The following is a 243-nucleotide window of genomic DNA, read 5'->3' on the forward strand; positions in this document are numbered from 1 at the left end:
GTATTGCCAACGCGGCCGGGGGAACAATTCCGCCGTAGGCAACAATGGCCGCGACGTCCGGGGCAATCTCTGAGATGCGTTTGGTGGTCTCTGCATCCACCTTTACTGCGCGGATGACCTCAATGCCGAGTTCCTCTGCGCGCGCTGCCACAGGAGAGGGCGTCATGATCCGCTTGCGCCCCACGGGCGCGTCCGGTCGGGTGAGGACAGCTACGACGTCGAACCCTGCCTTCAGCAGTGCGT

The 243-nt window shown here is 63.8% G+C and carries 1 protein-coding gene; it reads right to left on the reverse strand.

Features of this window, described 5'->3' with window-relative positions; all coding sequences use genetic code 11:
- Positions 1–243: formyltransferase family protein (locus tag SB772_RS44735; RefSeq protein WP_410839117.1), on the reverse strand; the 243-nt coding region annotated here is incomplete at both ends.

The sequence above is a fragment of the Paraburkholderia sp. SIMBA_030 genome, assembly GCF_046535245.1.
Lineage (GTDB): Bacteria > Pseudomonadota > Gammaproteobacteria > Burkholderiales > Burkholderiaceae > Paraburkholderia.